We start from the raw sequence: 12837 nt of genomic DNA on the forward strand, positions 1-12837 counted from the left end.
CGTAGTCATGCGCAGTGCCTTTGCCTTTATCTTAATTAGTCTTTTTCTTGTTTCATGCAGTGATGGAGATCTTATTGTCTCTACCTTTGACTTTGAGGATAGCACATTAAGCTTATGTGGAGAAAATGAAACTCAGGTATTTTTTAATATCAATAATGACAATATTAATGAAACTATTTCATTTAAAACCAATAGAACTGCTTTCGGTAATTCTACTGAATTTAAGGATTATTTAGTAGAAAATAGTACCGTTAACGCGATAACTAATGATACCAATGCTGTAATTAAAATTGCACTTAATTCTAACAATGAAATCATTTATAGAACCTACGACGGAGAGGTTACCAGTTCATATTTTTGTAATGAGATCCCTCCAAGTTCTCCTAAAGTTATCAACGAATATAAGAGCGTTTCCGGAGATGTAGATTCCTTCTTAGAAATTACTACCAGCGTATTAATTGGTGATGATGATGATGGAGATAATATTTCTAACATAGATGAAGGAAAAGGTACGGGAAAAGATACCGATGGGGATACGATTCCAGATTATTTAGATGTAGATGATGATGGAGACAATGTTCTTACTAACACAGAAAGAATTGCTAACCCTGGAGATCCTACTACAGATGATGGCTACTTAGATACAGATGAAGATGGCATTCCTAATTATCTGGATGAGGATGACGATGATGATGCAATTCCTACAAGATTAGAGATCACCTCTGCAGCACAATCCCCTACATTAAATAAGAACGAAGCTAATCTTGCGAAATACCTAGATAAATTCAGCAAAAATAAATTTGATGGAGAACCAAATGTAATAACAAACAACATTAGCCTAAAATACGTTTCTAGACTTACCGCAAAGAATGTTAAGTTCAAAAAGCAGGGAGATAATGGAGAGGAAATTTCTTATACAAGTTTTGTTCTAGGAACATTTACATCTGACGCTATTAGAACAGAAATTATACCTACGACAACCGAAGAAGAAATTAGTTCTAGAACCAGATAAAGATAAGGAGTTTAATTATTTTGAAAGAAATAAACTTCTGTTGCGCCAACGCCATATTTTTGATAATCTGCATCATAAAATTTAAGATTATCATACCTACCTAGCAAAAAATCTAACTCTGCTTTAAGCACTCCTTCTCCAACACCATGTATGAATACAATTTTCTGAATACGCTTTCTCATAGCAAATTCTAATTGGTGTTTTGCAGTATCAATTTGAAGGGTTAGTATATCGTAATTGCTCATCCCCCTAAAAGATCTCACTAATTTTTCTATATGAAGATCCACCTCCATGGGTGGTGCATTTCTTTCTTTAGGCTTCACCCTAATAGATCTTGACTTTTTTGAAGCTTGTTTCTCTCTCAAAATATCAGAAACAGGAACATCACTAGTTGCTATTAACCTACTCTGCTCATCGTCTAATCTAACCAGCTCAGAAGGATGATAGTCTAGCAAAAACCCTTCTGTAGTTTCTACAGTTACAGTAGATGCATCAATATTCACCACAACACCCTCTAGAGCATCATCAAGAACTTCAACCTTATCATTTACCTGAAAAATCATAGCTCTTCCTCTTTTTTATCAGTATCCTCTAAATGATCATCTTTGGTGTAAGACCAATGATTGGTGGCGCGATACAAACCAAACATGATTATTATAAGACCAACTATTTGCAAATATTTACTCTTCTCATCCCCGGAAATAGTATAGATAATTATTCCACCGCCTATTACTATAAAAATAGTATTGATAAGTTGAGCATTTTTTTTGATCATAAATAACTGATTTTTAGCGTTTAAAAGAATAATGCAATCTATAAAAAAGCTATTTTTATATAAAAGACTTGTATTATGAAGCAAATATACATCATCGTTTTCTTTTTTATAAGCATTCATGGATATTCCCAATTATATATTAAACCAGATGCCAATCAGGATAGCTATGTCTACGTGGAGAGTACTGAGATATTTGTGGAAAAACAAATAGACATAAAGCTACAGGAATCAGAAAATCAGATATCCGGATTGTTCTTAAGAAATGAAGGGCAGCTACTGCAAGGTAAATCCAACATCCCAAATACTGGAAATGGATTTCTATCTGTTTTTCAAGAAGGAGAGGCAACCGCGTACACCTATAATTATTGGTCTTTGCCGGTTTCAGATGTAAGTTCAGTAAAAAAAATAGATAATGTACTGTATGATCCACTAGATAAATTAAGAAGTAGGAAAATTGAAACCACTACTGCATTGAATGGAAGTTCGAACCCTCTAAAAATTTCAAATAAATGGTTATATAAATTTTCAGGAGATAATTATTACAATTGGCTTTACATAGGCAATAATTTTGATCTTCTTCCTGGAGAAGGTTTTTCAATGAAAGGAGTAGAAGGCCAAAATATGAGCATAGTGCTTTATAATATCTTTAATAACCCTGGCAGTAAACAACGATATGATTTTAGAGGTCTCCCAAATAACGGTTCATATGCACTCAATGTTCAAAAAGAGATGAGTCTCCTCGTTGGCAACCCATACCCTTCTGCCTTAGATCTCAATCTATTTCTAACAGAAAATACAAGCATTACCGGGATTGCATATTTTTGGGATTCTGCACCAATAGCTTCACATAATTTACGTGATTATGAGGGAGGATATGGAGCTTACTCTCCCGCCTTAGGTGATTATGGCTATGTTCCTCCATTATTTAAAAGATATAATTCTTATGGAGATGAATTAACTAGCACTACCAAGAATGGAATTTATTACGGAAGAAGATATGCTCCAATTGCTCAAGGCTTCATGGTTATAGGCTTATTAGATGGCTTCGTAAATTTTAAAAATGAATACCGATCTTACATAAAAGAAAATGTCCTGAATTCTCATTTTAAAAATCAGAAAAAGGAAGATGAAATAGGTCTAGATATTTCGTTTTTAAGATTGAATATAGACTTTGACAAAGAATATTCGAGGCAACTTTTATTATCTAACAACCAGAATTCTACCATACAGGCAGACAGAGCTATGGATGCAGAAAATATTTCGAAATCTAAATCTGACATTGGATGGCTTATAGATAATAAGAACTTTATAATTAACATACAACCTATTGAAGCTAACACCAAAATCCCCTTACAAATCATTTTAAGTGAGAATAGAACTATTACATTCCAGGTTGAAAAAATCCATAGTTTTAAACTTCCCATATTTCTATATGACACTTTTACAGAAGAAACTCATTATCTAAGTGATCTTAATGAATTTACTTTCACTCTAGATGAGGGAGTATATAACGACAGGTTTTATCTTACTTTTCTCAAAGAATATACACCTAACCATGAAGAAGAAGAAGAAGAAGAAGAAGAAGAAGAAGAAGAAGAAGAAGAAGAAGACCACGATGAGATAGAAAATGAAATTCCCCTAACTCCCATAGATAACCTGCAGGCTTATCAAGATCATGATCTCCAGAAAATCATAGTGCGTTTACCCAAACTTCTTAATGCTTCAGAAATAGAATTATTTGATGATCGCGGAAGAAAGATTTTTAAGCTTAAAGCCATTAAAGATGAATTTTTATATGAGCTTCCAACAAATAATTTGAGCCACGGACTTTATTTCATAAAAATTAAAAGCACTAAAGGCAATTATATCTCTAAAAAAATAATAATTTCAAAATAATTTTTAGAGAACTATGGAAGACTATTTTCTTCCCTGCTTAAACAAGCAAATATTTGGAATGGAATGTTATGGCTGCGGAGGCCAGCGTGCAGCTATGCTATTATTACATGGGCATTTTAAAGAGGCGTTCTTCATGTTTCCTGCGATCTATAGCCTTTTAATGCTATTATTTTTCTTGGTTTTAAATCTATTTATTAGAATTAAAAATGAATTTAAGATCAAAATGCTTCTTATTTATATTAATGTGGCAGTAATATTTATAAATTACAGCATTAAATTATATCACCTTTATCAAATCTAACAGTCTAATCTATCTTTTTTAAAACTATGAACTTACAAAAACAAGAACTTCCCAATTCTACTTTAATTCTTATAATGGGAATACTATCTATAGTTGGCTGTTGCTGCTATGGCGCGGTTGGTTTGATATTCGGGATTGTTGCCATAATCCTTTCAAAAAAATCCATAGAGATCTACCAATCTAACCCAGAGCTTTACTTAGGATACCAAAATGTAAAAACTGGCAGAATTTTGGGAATTATAGGTATTGTACTTAGCGCAATAGTTGTTCTCTCTTGGCTCGTAGCTTTAATATTTTTTGGAGGAATGGAAGGTATTTATCATATGCAAGATGAAGTAATTAGACAATATGGAGGATAATCTAATTTGTTTATAAAAAAATACCGGTTGTTTCTAATCTGAGACAACCGGTGTTTTTTTTATGATATATAGAACCTATGTTAGCAGCTCTTTTAACTTATCTATAGAAACCTTTTCCTGATCTCCCGTTTTCATATTCTTAAAACCATATAGTTTCTTTTCTATTTCTTCTTCCCCGGCTAAAATAACAAAGGGTATATCTCTTCTATTTGCATAGTTCATTTGCTTTTTCATTTTAGCATCATCTGGATAAAGCTCTGCAGAAATCCCTGCTTCTCTTAATTCTTTAACAGCCTTTAAAGCGTAAAGCGCCTCGTTCTGCCCAAAATTGATGAACATCACTTTTGTATTTGCAGTAACTGTCTGCGGAAAAAGATCTAATTCTTCCATAACAAGGTAGATCCTGTCTAAACCAAAAGAGATACCCACACCACTCATATTCTTAAGACCAAAAATTCCGGTAAGATCATCATACCTTCCTCCCCCACCTATAGAGCCCATTTTGACTCCTTCTGGAGACGACACTTCGAAAATTGCACCTGTATAATAATTCAATCCTCTAGCTAAAGTAACATCCAGATCTAAAATTGCTGTCTTTAACGGCATGTTAGAAATTGCCTTATTAACAAATTTAAGTTCTTGAATTCCTTTTTGTCCTATTTCAGAATTTTCCAGAATCTTATTTAAAACTTCAATTTTATGTTCAAAACTCCCTTTTAAAGAAAAAATTGGCTGAATATTATTTAGAGCTTCAGAAGAAATACCTTTTTCAAGCATTTCTTTTTTAACTCCATCTTCTCCAATTTTATCTAGCTTATCTAAAGCCACTGTGAAATCTATCAATTTATCCTGTTCTCCAATAACTTCTGCAAAACCAGATAAGATTTTTCTATTATTGATCTTAATAGTTACTCCGTTCAAACCTAATTGAGAAAACACGGCGTCGTAGAGCTGCACAAATTCAACTTCTTGCCAAAGGCTATCGCTCCCTACAACATCTGCATCACATTGAAAAAATTCTCTAAAACGTCCTTTTTGAGGCCTGTCTGCTCTCCATACAGGTTGAATTTGATAGCGCTTAAAAGGAAACTCTATTTCGCTTTGATGTTGCACTACGTATCTAGCAAACGGTACAGTAAGATCATACCTCAGAGCTTTTTCACTAATTGAAGATGTGAGCTTTACACTATCATGATCCTTAAGTGCAGATGAATCAGCTTTTTTTAAGTAATCTCCAGAATTAAGGATTTTAAATATTAATCTATCCCCTTCTTCTCCATACTTACCCATAAGCGTATCAGAATTTTCAAAACTAGGGGTTTCAATCGGTTGAAATCCGAATTTCTGAAATTGAGATCTTATCGTATCAATTACAAAATTACGTTTCGCCACTTCTGAAGGAGAAAAGTCTCTAGTACCTTTTGGAATAGATGGTTTTTGTGCCATAATATAGTTTAATGCTAAGCTTGAAGCTTTTAAAGATTAAAAATAAGATTTCAATTACGAGCCTTAATTGAAATACCGCTAGAAAATTTGAAGTGCAAATATCTTAAATTTTAGGCGTTCGCAAACAATTTTAAAATTTTAAGTAACAATCTAGTATTTTGTTAGTCTAACTAGTGCGCTTTTAAATATAATTATGTTCCCACTATTAAAGGAAAATATAAGAATTGCTTTTGATTCCATAAAGAGTCAGCTTCTTAGAACCATACTTACTGTACTAATTATTGCAATTGGAATAACTGCCCTAGTTGGTATACTTAGTGCCGTTAGCGCATTAGAAAACACCATTAGTAGTGATTTTGCATCTATGGGTGCGAATACCTTTAACCTGCAGCAATACGAATTCTCTACACAAAGGCGTGGTGGTGGAGAAAGAGAAAAGATTAACCCTATAATCTCCTACAGAGAGGTTCATGATTTTAAGGAAGCTTATATCTATCCGCAAACTCAGACCTCCATCTCTTTTACAGGTACCGGAACCGCAGAAGTAAAGCATGAAAACGATAAAACAGACCCGGAAGTTTCTGTATTAGGAGTAAATGAATTTTTTCTTTCAAATTCTGGATTAGAATTAGAGAAAGGAAGAGAATTTAACTATTTCGATATTCAGAACAATAATAATGTTGCTGTGTTAGGTTCAGATTTTGCAAATGGACTGTTTAAAGAGCAGGATCCTATCAATAAAACAATAAGTATTAGAGGAGTAAAATTTAGAGTAATTGGGATATTAGAATCTAAAGGTTCTACTTTTGGAAACAACCAGGATCTTAGAGTTTTAATTCCAATAGAGCTAGCTAGATCTATGTTTACCCAACCTAACATCAATTATAACATAAGTGTTAAGGTAGATGATAAAGAGCTTATGGAGGGAGCTCAAAGTGAAGCAATCATTACGTTCAGAAATATTAGAAAACTTAAACCTCTGGAAGAAAATGATTTTGGAATTGGTAAAAGTGACGATCTAATAAATAGGATCTTTTCTATTACAAGCTATCTTAATATTGCGGCATGGATTATCTCTATTATAACCATTTTCGGGTCATCTATAGCTTTAATGAACATCATGCTGGTATCTGTTACAGAAAGAACCAGAGAGATAGGAATTAGAAAAGCTTTGGGCGCCAAGGGAAGTACCATTGCCACCCAATTCTTTATGGAGACTTTAATTATTGGTCAGTTAGGAGGTATCCTAGGTATTCTTCTAGGTATCCTAATAGGACTTGGAGTTTCTGCAGTTGCAGATTTTGATTTTGTAACGCCATGGAAAGCTATGTTCTGGGCTACGGGAATCACCATTTTAGTAGCTATTCTGGCAGGAAGTTATCCAGCTAGTAAGGCGGCTAAACAGAATCCGGTAGATTCTCTACATTACGAATAATTAAGAATTCACAAAAGTATCAAAGTAACCAAAAAGCTCTCCTTTAGTAATTACTGCGCCTTGTTGAATAAGAGCAAAAATATCTTTATTCCTATCTGCATTCAATACTTTGGAAGAAGTGAAAAGGTTAACTGCGTCATCCATAATATTTTTTCGTAGCCAATTATAGCCTTCACGAGAAGTAAGATCTATGGCTTCATTTTCCACCTTAATGGCTATTAGATCCATTTCTACTTCAGTTATATTGAAAAGATATATTTGCTGCGGAGAGAAATGCTCTAAAAATTCTACTTTATCAAGAACTCCTTCCCACACCAAGTCACTAAACAGATCTAACTCTTCTTCTGCCACCTCTGGCTTATTAGTTTTTATATCTCCCCACTCTTTAGCGGTAATAGATTGTGTAGCTAAGAAGTTAATGAACTCCTGATGCATTTCTTCTAATTGCTCTTTTGTAAGTCGTGTATATTTCATAATTAAAAAAGTATAAAAATAAGAAAAGCCCACTCTGTAAGAGTAGGCTTTTCAAAATAAAAAGTATTGCTTATGCTTCTGATACTACATCAAAAGTAAAGGTAGAAATTACTTCACGGTGAAAACGCAATGTAGCTTCATATTGTCCTAAACGCTTAATGTTACCACCAGCAATTGTAATATATTTTTTCTCTAATTCTACACCTTCTTTAGCAAGAGCGTCAGAAAGGTCAGCATCAGTAATAGATCCAAACATTTTATCTCCACCACCTGCTTTAGCAGTAAGTTTCAATTCCAATCCGTTAAGTTTAGCGGCTTGTTTTTTAGCTTCGTCTATATTCTTTTGTTCTTTAAAAGCACGTTGCTTTAAAGTTTCAGCTAAAACTTTTTTAGCTGAAGGAGTAGCCAATTCAGCAAATCCTTGAGGGATAAGAAAATTTCTACCGTAACCATTCTTCACAGTTACCATATCATTTTTAAATCCTAAATTTTCTACGTCTTTTCTAAGTATCAATTCCATAATTGCCTCTTTCTTATTTTAATAAATCGCCAACATAAGGCATTAATGCTAAATGACGTGCACGTTTAACCGCTACAGCCACTTTACGCTGATATTTTAGAGAAGTTCCTGTTAAACGACGAGGTAACAATTTACCTTGCTCATTTACGAAACTCAACAACCAATCTGCATCTTTGTAATCGATGTATTTAATACCAGATCTCTTAAATCTACAGTATTTTTTAGTTTTTGAGGTCTCTATGTTAAGTGGGGTAAGATATCTGATCTCCCCATCTTTTTTTCCTTTTGCTTGTTGTTCAATAGATGACATAACTACGCTTTTTCTTTGTTTCTGTTTCTTCTTTTCTCTGCCCAAGCAATTGCATGCTTATCTAAACTTACAGTTAAGTAACGCATCATACGCTCGTCTCTTCTAAATTCAATCTCTAGAGGATTAATAGCTTCTCCTGGAGCTTGGAATTCGAATAAGTGATAAAAACCACTTTTTTTGTGTTGAATTGGGTACGCTAATTTTTTAAGCCCCCAATTTTCTTTTGATACCATCTTAGCACCGTTAGAAACAAGAAAATCTTCGTATTTCTTAACTGTCTCCTTTATCTGGTCATCAGATAAAACGGGATTCAAGATGAAAACAGTTTCATAATGATTCATAAATATTGAATTTAAATTAATTTGGGTGCAAAAGTAACATCTTTTTTCCTAACTGCAAAGCCTTTTCTACTCGGTTAAGCACTATTTTGCTCGACGAAATTCATATTTATCTTGTATTAATAAGATATATTGAGTAATATTGTTACTACCTAACTCATGCTATAGTGGAAGAAATATTACTGAAATGTGCCGTAGTTGATGATTCCAGCTTGCAAAGGCTTTCCATTGTTAAGCTCATCAAAGATCATCCCAATTTGAAGTTGGTAGCTGAATATAACAACGCTATTGAAACTAAAAACGGGCTATTGGATACTGATGTTGATCTCATCTTTTTAGATATTGAAATGCCAATACTTTCTGGTTTCGATCTATTAGACGATTTACCTAACAAGCCACAAATCATATTTGTTACCGGTAAAACAAAATATGCCTTTAAAGCATTTGATTATGATGCTGTAGATTATATTCACAAGCCGGTTAGTAAAGACAGGTTCAATAACGCTGTTACTAAAGCAATTAATCTTTTCCAATTAAAAAGTAATGGAGCTCCTGTAGAAGATGAGAACTTTATCTTTGTAAAGAGTAACTTAAAGAATAGAAAAGTTTTTCTAAATAAGTTAGATTATATAGAAGCTTTAGGAGATTATGTAAAATTCGTAACAGAAAAAGACACTTTTGTAGTTCTTGCTACGATGAAATCTTTTGAGCAGCAATTACCTAATGATAAGTTTCTTAGAATTCATAAATCTTACATCGTAAACCTTGAAAAGGTTGAGAGATATAATAGTAAGAATATTGAGATCAATAAAAAACAATTACCACTTAGCAGACATAAAAAATCAAATTTAATTGAAGCACTGAGTGCTATGCAATAATCCTCCTACAATTTAGAATCTCCCCTACTTACCTTCTAAATAATAATTGCTTTTTTTTTAATGCTAAGCGTTATTCGTCTCCGCTTTTTTTAATACGGGTCTACATTAATTATTACTCTCACTGCTCTCCAATTTCCTATAGAATTAAAACTGGTTAATATTTTATTGATATGAGCTTTAGTTTTTCCTAAGGATTGTTTTGGCGGTATTTTTAATAGGATATTTTTATAATATTCATTTCGTATTCTTGCAACCGGTGGAAATTCCGGACCTAGAACATGCTCCTGAAAAACATTCTTTAATGCTAGCGAAAACCACTCTGCCGCTTCGTTTGTTTTTGAATAATCTCTACTCTTAAGTGTGAATTTTACTAATTTATAAAATGGAGGATACTTATATTGATATCTATCTTCCAACTGCTCATTAAACATCCCAAGATAATCTCCTGTAGATACTTGCTGAACTATTCTATGATGCGGATTATACGTCTGAATTAAAACCTTACCTCTATTTTTAGTACGACCCGCTCTACCGGCAACCTGAAGCATTAATTGAAAACTACGCTCATGAGCTCTAAAATCGGGAAAATTAAGAAGATTGTCTGCATTCATAATTCCCACCAACCTAACTTTTCTGAAATCTAAGCCTTTACTTAGCATTTGCGTACCTACTAAAACATCTATAGCTTCCTGCTCGAATGCACTTATTATTTTTTGATGACCATGTTTGCCTCGCGTTGTATCCAGATCCATTCGGCCTATTTTAGCATCGGGTAGCAATGCCTTGAGCTCGGTTTCAATTTGCTCTGTACCAAAACCCTTTGTGGTAAGATCAACACTTCCACAAGCCATGCATTGCTTTTGCATCGCCATATGATAACCGCAGTAGTGACAGCGTAATTGATTACTAAAATTATGATAGGTTAAACTCACATCGCAATTTGGACATTGTGGCGAGTGTCCGCAGGTAGTACACTCTAAAATTGGAGAATACCCTCTTCTATTTTGAAATAAAATTACCTGCTCTCCTTCTTCCAGTGTAAGTTTAATTTCTTTTAACAACTTATCAGAAAAATGGCCGGTCATTTTTTTCTTCTTATATTTCTCCTGTAGGTCTACAATTTCAATCTCGGGCAATTGAACATTTCCAAACCTTCTGTCTAAGGTTACCAACTTATATTTATTGTGGGTAGCATTATAGAAAGATTCTAATGAGGGAGTAGCAGAACCAAGAATTACTTTTCCAGAATGAATGCTAGCAAGAACCACAGCGGCATCTCTGGCATTATATCTTGGAGCAGGATCAAATTGCTTAAAAGTTGTTTCATGTTCCTCATCTACTACTATTAGTCCAAGATCCTGAAAAGGCAGAAATATAGAAGATCTAGCACCAAGGATGATCCTTGCTTTTGAACTTTTATTTAGAACATGTGTGTAGACTTCCATACGCTCATTAATAGAATATTTGCTATGATAGACCAATACCTGCTCTCCAAAATAAGCTTGAAGTCTTGAAACTAGCTGGGAAGTTAAAGCTATCTCTGGCAATAGATAAAGCACCTGTTTACCTTGAGCGATAATTTTCTCGATACTTTTAATATAGATTTCCGTCTTTCCTGAAGAGGTTACACCATGCAACAAACAAACTTCATCATTCTCTAAGCCTTCTTGTATTTCATTAAATGCCTTTTCTTGCCATTCATTCAACAAGAAGGTCTGTTCTACATCATCAAGATCAAACTGAATTCTATCTGTTTTAAGATGGTATTCCACAAATACCTCTTTATCTATTAAAGCTTTTATCACAGAAGCAGAAACTCCACTTTCATCAGATAGTGTTTTTAAGAGTACAGGTTTTTTACTATTTCCATAATACTGAAACCATGTTAAAATAGCTTCACGCTGTTTAGGAGCTTTACTAAGATCATCTAGCAATTTATGCATCTCTGCTTCTTTGGTATACCTCTCATCGAGTTTAACATATCTAAGTAATCTTGGCTTATACTGTTCAAATATCTCTTGATTTATGAGAAGAATATTCTTTGCTACCATAGAATTGACTAATGGCAGAACCATCTTTCTATCCAACAACTGCATAATTTCATTAATCTTGAGAGTAGATTGGCGTTGAAGTGCTTCTACTATTAGATATTCCTGATCATTCAATGAAACATGGTCATGATCAAAAGTTTTATCTAACTCAATTAAGGTTTCACTTTCCAACAAGAATGCTCCCGGTAGCGCAGCTTTCATCACTTCACCTACGGTACACATATAATATCTAGACACCCAAAACCAAAATTCTAATTGAGTTATGGTTACAATTGACGTTTTATCTAAGATCTGCTCTATAGGCTTAGCCTCATAAACCAATGGCTTCTCATTATGGATTTTAGAAACTATTCCGGTATATATTTTTGTCTTTCCAAATGGTACAGCAACCCTAGCTCCTGGATTTAAGAAATCTGCTTCTTCCTCATTTACCTTATAAGTAAAGAGATTATCTAATGGCAGGGGCAGAATAACGTCAATATAAAAATCCATTTCTTAAGCTATGATTGTCACAAATTTAAACTTCTTTTTAAAGTAGAATAAAAAAACCACTCTTTAATAAGAGTGGTTCTATCTAAAAAGTTATAAATCAGAAAGATCTATTTTGCTCTCTGCCAAGTCTGCGTTCTATAGAAAAAGGCAATATATCCTCTAATATTTAGTAAATCTGGATTTTCTTTATCCAACCAGATCTTACATTTATATTCTTTTCCAGATTTTGGATCTGTTACCAAGCCTCCAGAGTATTCATCACCATCTTTTTCCAGACCTCGCATTACTACTAGTCCTTCTATCTTCTTGTCTTTAAGCGCACCATCACAATTGATACATCGCTTATCTCTATCTTCTTCTTTTAGAATTCTTAGTACTTTACCGTGAACTTCTCCTCCATCTTCATAGATCTCTATAATAGAGGTTGGTTTTCCCGTCTCGTCATTCACAGTTTTCCATTTCCCGAAAACCCCTTGAGCCTGAGTACTAAGATTAATAGAAACAACACATAGTAAACATAAAATCAATTTTTTCATCTTCATCTTTTCAA

15 protein-coding genes are annotated in these 12837 nt (G+C 33.6%); 6 read left to right on the forward strand and 9 right to left on the reverse strand.

Features of this window, described 5'->3' with window-relative positions; all coding sequences use genetic code 11:
* The first annotated feature begins 7 nt into the window (after window positions 1-7).
* Window positions 8-1012: a hypothetical protein gene (locus P163_RS18015; RefSeq protein ID WP_051931324.1), complete on the forward strand. Its 1005-nt coding sequence runs from the start codon at window positions 8-10 to the stop codon at window positions 1010-1012.
* Between the two features lie 11 nt (window positions 1013-1023).
* On the opposite strand, the gene P163_RS17510 is transcribed toward P163_RS18015, so the two are convergent.
* Together P163_RS17510 and P163_RS17515 are read right to left on the reverse strand one after the other, a co-directional pair.
* Window positions 1024-1575 carry a Smr/MutS family protein gene (locus tag P163_RS17510; protein ID WP_034895034.1) on the reverse strand — a complete coding sequence of 184 codons (552 nt, stop codon included), beginning with the start codon at window positions 1573-1575 and terminating at the stop codon, window positions 1024-1026.
* Window positions 1572-1787 (reverse strand): hypothetical protein, encoded by a 216-nt coding sequence (locus tag P163_RS17515; RefSeq protein WP_034895037.1) that lies wholly within the window; start codon window positions 1785-1787, stop codon window positions 1572-1574. Before P163_RS17515 ends, P163_RS17510 begins: the two co-directional genes overlap by 4 nt.
* Window positions 1788-1862: 75 nt before the next feature.
* On the opposite strand from P163_RS17515, the gene P163_RS17520 reads away from it, so the two are divergent.
* Genes P163_RS17520 through P163_RS17530 form a run of 3 tightly spaced genes read left to right on the forward strand, consistent with a single transcriptional unit; the run spans window position 1863 to window position 4343 of the window.
* Window positions 1863-3683, forward strand: coding sequence for a T9SS type A sorting domain-containing protein (locus tag P163_RS17520; protein ID WP_034895040.1), 1821 nt, complete (start codon window positions 1863-1865; stop codon window positions 3681-3683).
* Window positions 3684-3696: 13 nt separating this feature from the next.
* Window positions 3697-3984, forward strand: coding sequence for a DUF2752 domain-containing protein (locus tag P163_RS17525; protein WP_034895043.1), 288 nt, complete (start codon window positions 3697-3699; stop codon window positions 3982-3984).
* A gap of 26 nt (window positions 3985-4010) precedes the next feature.
* Window positions 4011-4343 (forward strand): CCC motif membrane protein, encoded by a 333-nt coding sequence (locus P163_RS17530; protein WP_034895046.1) that lies wholly within the window; start codon window positions 4011-4013, stop codon window positions 4341-4343.
* Between the two features lie 75 nt (window positions 4344-4418).
* Here the strand turns inward: P163_RS17530 and hisS are convergent, their stop codons facing one another.
* Window positions 4419-5789 (reverse strand): histidine--tRNA ligase, encoded by a 1371-nt coding sequence (hisS, locus tag P163_RS17535; RefSeq protein ID WP_034895048.1) that lies wholly within the window; start codon window positions 5787-5789, stop codon window positions 4419-4421.
* Between the two features lie 193 nt (window positions 5790-5982).
* Here hisS and P163_RS17540 point away from each other — a divergent pair, with 193 nt between their 5' ends.
* Complete coding sequence (locus tag P163_RS17540; protein ID WP_034895052.1) at window positions 5983-7224, forward strand: ABC transporter permease; 1242 nt, start codon at window positions 5983-5985, stop codon at window positions 7222-7224.
* On the opposite strand, the gene P163_RS17545 is transcribed toward P163_RS17540, so the two are convergent.
* From P163_RS17545 to rpsF, 4 genes are all read right to left on the reverse strand, one after another.
* Window positions 7225-7698 (reverse strand): DUF6495 family protein, encoded by a 474-nt coding sequence (locus P163_RS17545; RefSeq protein WP_034895057.1) that lies wholly within the window; start codon window positions 7696-7698, stop codon window positions 7225-7227. It abuts the gene before it with no gap.
* Window positions 7699-7768: 70 nt separating this feature from the next.
* On the reverse strand, window positions 7769-8218 hold the full coding sequence (gene rplI, locus P163_RS17550; protein WP_034895060.1) for a 50S ribosomal protein L9: 450 nt from the start codon (window positions 8216-8218) through the stop codon (window positions 7769-7771).
* 13 nt (window positions 8219-8231) lie between these two features.
* Window positions 8232-8528 carry a 30S ribosomal protein S18 gene (gene rpsR / locus P163_RS17555; RefSeq protein ID WP_034895144.1) on the reverse strand — a complete coding sequence of 99 codons (297 nt, stop codon included), beginning with the start codon at window positions 8526-8528 and terminating at the stop codon, window positions 8232-8234.
* 2 nt (window positions 8529-8530) lie between these two features.
* Entirely contained in the window at window positions 8531-8869 is a 339-nt protein-coding gene (gene rpsF, locus P163_RS17560) for a 30S ribosomal protein S6 (protein WP_034895062.1), read from the reverse strand.
* Between the two features lie 164 nt (window positions 8870-9033).
* Between rpsF and P163_RS17565 the strand changes: the two genes are divergently transcribed.
* Window positions 9034-9744: a LytR/AlgR family response regulator transcription factor gene (locus P163_RS17565; RefSeq protein WP_172822459.1), complete on the forward strand. Its 711-nt coding sequence runs from the start codon at window positions 9034-9036 to the stop codon at window positions 9742-9744.
* Window positions 9745-9833: 89 nt separating this feature from the next.
* Here the strand turns inward: P163_RS17565 and priA are convergent, their stop codons facing one another.
* Window positions 9834-12287, reverse strand: coding sequence for a primosomal protein N' (gene priA, locus P163_RS17570; RefSeq protein WP_034895068.1), 2454 nt, complete (start codon window positions 12285-12287; stop codon window positions 9834-9836).
* Window positions 12288-12394: 107 nt separating this feature from the next.
* Window positions 12395-12823 (reverse strand): DUF2147 domain-containing protein, encoded by a 429-nt coding sequence (locus P163_RS17575; RefSeq protein WP_034895147.1) that lies wholly within the window; start codon window positions 12821-12823, stop codon window positions 12395-12397.
* Window positions 12824-12837: the final 14 nt, after the last annotated feature.

The organism is Gillisia sp. Hel_I_29 (assembly GCF_000744275.1).
GTDB lineage: Bacteria > Bacteroidota > Bacteroidia > Flavobacteriales > Flavobacteriaceae > Gillisia.

Bases quoted from the DNA above. Each gene is read 5' to 3' on its own strand.
- P163_RS18015 (WP_051931324.1), top strand. From the start codon at position 8: ATGCGCAGTGCCTTTGCCTTTATCTTAATTAGTCTTTTTCTTGTTTCA.
- P163_RS17510 (WP_034895034.1), bottom strand. From the start codon at position 1,575: ATGATTTTTCAGGTAAATGATAAGGTTGAAGTTCTTGATGATGCTCTA.
- P163_RS17515 (WP_034895037.1), bottom strand. From the start codon at position 1,787: ATGATCAAAAAAAATGCTCAACTTATCAATACTATTTTTATAGTAATA.
- P163_RS17520 (WP_034895040.1), top strand. From the start codon at position 1,863: ATGAAGCAAATATACATCATCGTTTTCTTTTTTATAAGCATTCATGGA.
- P163_RS17525 (WP_034895043.1), top strand. From the start codon at position 3,697: ATGGAAGACTATTTTCTTCCCTGCTTAAACAAGCAAATATTTGGAATG.
- P163_RS17530 (WP_034895046.1), top strand. From the start codon at position 4,011: ATGAACTTACAAAAACAAGAACTTCCCAATTCTACTTTAATTCTTATA.
- hisS (WP_034895048.1), bottom strand. From the start codon at position 5,789: ATGGCACAAAAACCATCTATTCCAAAAGGTACTAGAGACTTTTCTCCT.
- P163_RS17540 (WP_034895052.1), top strand. From the start codon at position 5,983: ATGTTCCCACTATTAAAGGAAAATATAAGAATTGCTTTTGATTCCATA.
- P163_RS17545 (WP_034895057.1), bottom strand. From the start codon at position 7,698: ATGAAATATACACGACTTACAAAAGAGCAATTAGAAGAAATGCATCAG.
- rplI (WP_034895060.1), bottom strand. From the start codon at position 8,218: ATGGAATTGATACTTAGAAAAGACGTAGAAAATTTAGGATTTAAAAAT.
- rpsR (WP_034895144.1), bottom strand. From the start codon at position 8,528: ATGTCATCTATTGAACAACAAGCAAAAGGAAAAAAAGATGGGGAGATC.
- rpsF (WP_034895062.1), bottom strand. From the start codon at position 8,869: ATGAATCATTATGAAACTGTTTTCATCTTGAATCCCGTTTTATCTGAT.
- priA (WP_034895068.1), bottom strand. From the start codon at position 12,287: ATGGATTTTTATATTGACGTTATTCTGCCCCTGCCATTAGATAATCTC.
- P163_RS17575 (WP_034895147.1), bottom strand. From the start codon at position 12,823: ATGAAAAAATTGATTTTATGTTTACTATGTGTTGTTTCTATTAATCTT.